Raw genomic sequence first — 4,247 nt, forward strand, 5'->3', positions numbered from 1 at the left:
ACCAGTAATTTCGATTGATAAATGGTATTAAATGTAATGACACAGAATAAGAGCACTCATGTTGAATAATCGATTTTACTCTGACTTCAGGTCGAAAATGTCAGCTTTAAAATATGATGTAGACGAAAGTACTTAGAATTTATTGTCAATAGCTCAGAAATTAAGTTTTTTTTGGAATCAATAGGATGTCAGTGTAAGACATTATCCCTTTAAATGAAATTCTAATATTTTGATCTAGAGGCACTTTAAATTATTTTAAAATTAAAGTTAACAAATCCTTGTTTTATGTTTAAAAAAGGTGGTATCTTTGCCGTCCGAAAATACGTTATTGTATTTAAAGTTCATTGCGATTGTCGTTGTTAGTTTTGGTTTTGTGAGGGATTAAAAAAAAATAAAAATATTTTTTTTTCGCTTGCTAGATTAAAAATTAGTTGTACATTTGCACCCGCTTAGCCGACGAGGTTAAGTTGATAAGTTCACGAGGTATTTTGTTTTGGTTAATGATTTACTAACGATAGATGTTTTTATAAGCATTTTAAACGTTCATTGATATTTTGAATTGACAGCACAACTTGGTAAACAAGTTTTTGCGTTAAGAGAATTTAGGCGACATTTTGTTTGGGTTTTTTGTAGGTATTTATAGAAAGCTTTAGATGAAAATAATAATGAAACAACGATGAAGAGTTTGATCCTGGCTCAGGATGAACGCTAGCGGCAGGCCTAACACATGCAAGTCGAGGGGCATCACGGAAAAGCTTGCTTTTCTGGTGGCGACCGGCGCACGGGTGCGGAACGCGTATGGAACCTGCCCCTGTCAGGGGAATAGCCCAGGGAAACTTGGATTAATGCCCCATGGTACCGTTATATCGCATGATATTACGGTTAAAGATTTATCGGACAGGGATGGCCATGCGTACCATTAGTTAGTTGGTGAGGTAACGGCTCACCAAGGCAGCGATGGTTAGGGGCCCTGAGAGGGGGATCCCCCACACTGGTACTGAGACACGGACCAGACTCCTACGGGAGGCAGCAGTGAGGAATATTGGACAATGGGCGGGAGCCTGATCCAGCCATGCCGCGTGCAGGATGACGGCCCTATGGGTTGTAAACTGCTTTTATACGGGAAGAAACGCGCCCACGTGTGGGCGTTTGACGGTACCGTAAGAATAAGGACCGGCTAACTCCGTGCCAGCAGCCGCGGTAATACGGAGGGTCCGAGCGTTATCCGGAATCATTGGGTTTAAAGGGTCCGTAGGCGGGCCTGTAAGTCAGGGGTGAAAGTTTGTGGCTCAACCATAAAATTGCCTTTGATACTGCAGGTCTTGAGTCATGGTGGGGTTGCCGGAACATGTGGTGTAGCGGTGAAATGCATAGATATCACATAGAACACCGATCGCGAAGGCAGGTGACCAACCATGTACTGACGCTGATGGACGAAAGCGTGGGTAGCGAACGGGATTAGATACCCCGGTAGTCCACGCCGTAAACGATGGATACTAGCTGTGGGGTTTTCGGACTCCGTGGCCAAGCGAAAGTGATAAGTATCCCACCTGGGGAGTACGTTCGCAAGAATGAAACTCAAAGGAATTGACGGGGGCCCGCACAAGCGGTGGAGCATGTGGTTTAATTCGATGATACGCGAGGAACCTTACCAGGGCTTAAATGCAGGCTGCATGGGGTAGAGATACCCCTTTCTTCGGACCGCCTGCAAGGTGCTGCATGGTTGTCGTCAGCTCGTGCCGTGAGGTGTCAGGTTAAGTCCTATAACGAGCGCAACCCCTGTGGTTAGTTGCCAGCGAGTAATGTCGGGAACTCTAGCCAGACTGCCGGTGCAAACCGTGAGGAAGGTGGGGACGACGTCAAATCATCACGGCCCTTACGTCCTGGGCTACACACGTGCTACAATGGTGCATACAGAGAGCAGCCACTTCGCGAGGAGGAGCTAATCTACAAAGTGCATCTCAGTTCGGATTGGAGTCTGCAACTCGACTCTATGAAGCTGGAATCGCTAGTAATCGCATATCAGCCATGATGCGGTGAATACGTTCCCGGGCCTTGTACACACCGCCCGTCAAGCCATGGAAGCTGGGGGTACCTGAAGTCCGTCGCCGCGAGGAGCGGCCTAGGGTAAAACTAGTAACTGGGGCTAAGTCGTAACAAGGTAGCCGTACCGGAAGGTGCGGCTGGAATATCTCCTTTTTTAGAGCATTCACTAGTTATAGTGAGTCGTCTAGAGTGAGGTACTGAAGAAGAGCCATAAAACAAGAGGTATTGTTTGGGTTCTCTTAACAGCTGTCAATTTCAAAATAACATTAACTATTATTAGTACAGTCTCATAGCTCAGCTGGTTAGAGCGCTACACTGATAATGTAGAGGTCGGCAGTTCGAGTCTGCCTGAGACTACAATAATAATGGGGAATTAGCTCAGCTGGCTAGAGCGCCTGCCTTGCACGCAGGAGGTCACCGGTTCGACTCCGGTATTCTCCACACTTTACCCTTTTGGTGAAAAACGTTCATTGACATATTTTAAAAAATAGAGCAAAAATATAACAATTAATTTAGGTTAATTAAAGAAGAGTTATCGTAGTTTTTATAGAGATATAAAGGCGAAAAAATAAAGGTTTGTTGTTTGAGATATAGCGACAATATTTGTAAGGTATACATAAGCTTATTAAAGGCGTATGGTGGATGCCTAGGCTCTCAGAGGCGATGAAGGACGTGATAAGCTGCGAAAAGCTGCGGGGATTGGCACATACGATTTGATCCGCAGATATCCGAATGGGGCAACCCGCCATGTTGAAGGCATGGCACACCTTAGGGTGGGCGAACCCGCTGAACTGAAACATCTAAGTAGGCGGAGGAGAAGAAAACAATAGTGATTCTGTAAGTAGTGGCGAGCGAACGCAGAGTAGCCCAAACCATTGATGTTACGGCATTAATGGGGTTGTAGGACCACGTTATTTGGTTATATATAGAACTGGAATAAGTTGGAAAGCTTAGCCGTAGGGAGTGATAGTCTCGTACAGGTAATATATATAATTGATAGTGGTATCCTGAGTAGTGCGGGGCACGTGAAACCCTGTGTGAATCAGCCGGGACCATCCGGTAAGGCTAAATACTACTGAGAGACCGATAGTGAACTAGTACCGTGAGGGAAAGGTGAAAAGGACCTTGAATAAAGGAGTGAAATAGACCCTGAAACCATACGCTTACAAGCGGTCGGAGTCTCTTTATGGGATGACGGCGTGCCTTTTGCATAATGAGCCTACGAGTTATTGTATTTAGCGAGGTTAAGTAATTCAGTTACGGATCCGTAGCGAAAGCGAGTCTGAATAGGGCGCTTTAGTTAGATGCAATAGACGCGAAACCGTGTGATCTACCCTTGGGCAGGTTGAAGTTTTGGTAACACAAAATGGAGGACCGAACCCGTTGACGTTGAAAAGTCTTGGGATGACCTGAGGGTAGGGGTGAAAGGCCAATCAAACTCGGAAATAGCTCGTACTCCCCGAAATGCATTTAGGTGCAGCATTGTAATAGTTTTATAGAGGTAGAGCTACTGATTGGATGCGGGGGCTTCACCGCCTACCAATTCCTGACAAACTCCGAATGCTATAAAATGTTTTACAGTAGTGAGGGCATGGGTGCTAAGGTCCATGTCCGAGAGGGAAAGAACCCAGACCATCAGCTAAGGTCCCTAAATATATGCTAAGTTGACCAAACGCGGTTTGACTGCCTAGACAGCCAGGATGTTGGCTTGGAAGCAGCCATTCATTTAAAGAGTGCGTAACAGCTCACTGGTCGAGCGGTCCCGCATGGATAATGATCGGGCATAAGCACATTACCGAAGCTATGGATTTTGTACATAGGTACAAAGTGGTAGGGGAGCATTGTAATTTGGGTAGAAGGTGAACTGTGAGGTTTGCTGGACTAATTACAAAAGAAAATGTAGGCATAAGTAACGATAATGCGGGCGAGAAACCCGCACACCGAAAGACTAAGGATTCCTCAGCTATGCTAATCAGCTGAGGGTTAGTCGGGGCCTAAGGCGAACCCGAATGGGGTAGTCGATGGACAAGCAGTTAATATTCTGCTACCCGCATATCACCAAAAGTGACGGGGCAGTTTAGTTGGTGCGTGCTGACGGAATAGCACGTTGAAGCGCAAGCGATAGTACGACAAGGCCACGGCCGCGTCGATAATCCAGCGGCACTGCCTCCAAGAAAAGCGAGATATGCGGCCCGTACCGT

At 46.1% G+C, this 4,247-nt stretch carries 2 tRNA genes and 2 rRNA genes; all 4 read left to right on the forward strand.

Features of this window, described 5'->3' with window-relative positions:
- The first annotated feature begins 673 nt into the window (after positions 1–673).
- A 16S ribosomal RNA gene (locus ACTIE0_RS23040) occupies positions 674–2,199 on the forward strand.
- Positions 2,200–2,329: 130 nt separating this feature from the next.
- A tRNA-Ile gene (locus ACTIE0_RS23045) sits at positions 2,330–2,403 on the forward strand.
- Between the two features lie 10 nt (positions 2,404–2,413).
- Positions 2,414–2,487: transfer RNA gene (locus tag ACTIE0_RS23050), tRNA-Ala, on the forward strand.
- A gap of 174 nt (positions 2,488–2,661) precedes the next feature.
- Positions 2,662–4,247: ribosomal RNA gene (locus ACTIE0_RS23055) — 23S ribosomal RNA — on the forward strand; the annotation flags it as partial.

This window comes from Limnospira sp. (assembly GCF_051859755.1).
Lineage (GTDB): Bacteria > Cyanobacteriota > Cyanobacteriia > Cyanobacteriales > Microcoleaceae > Limnospira > Limnospira fusiformis.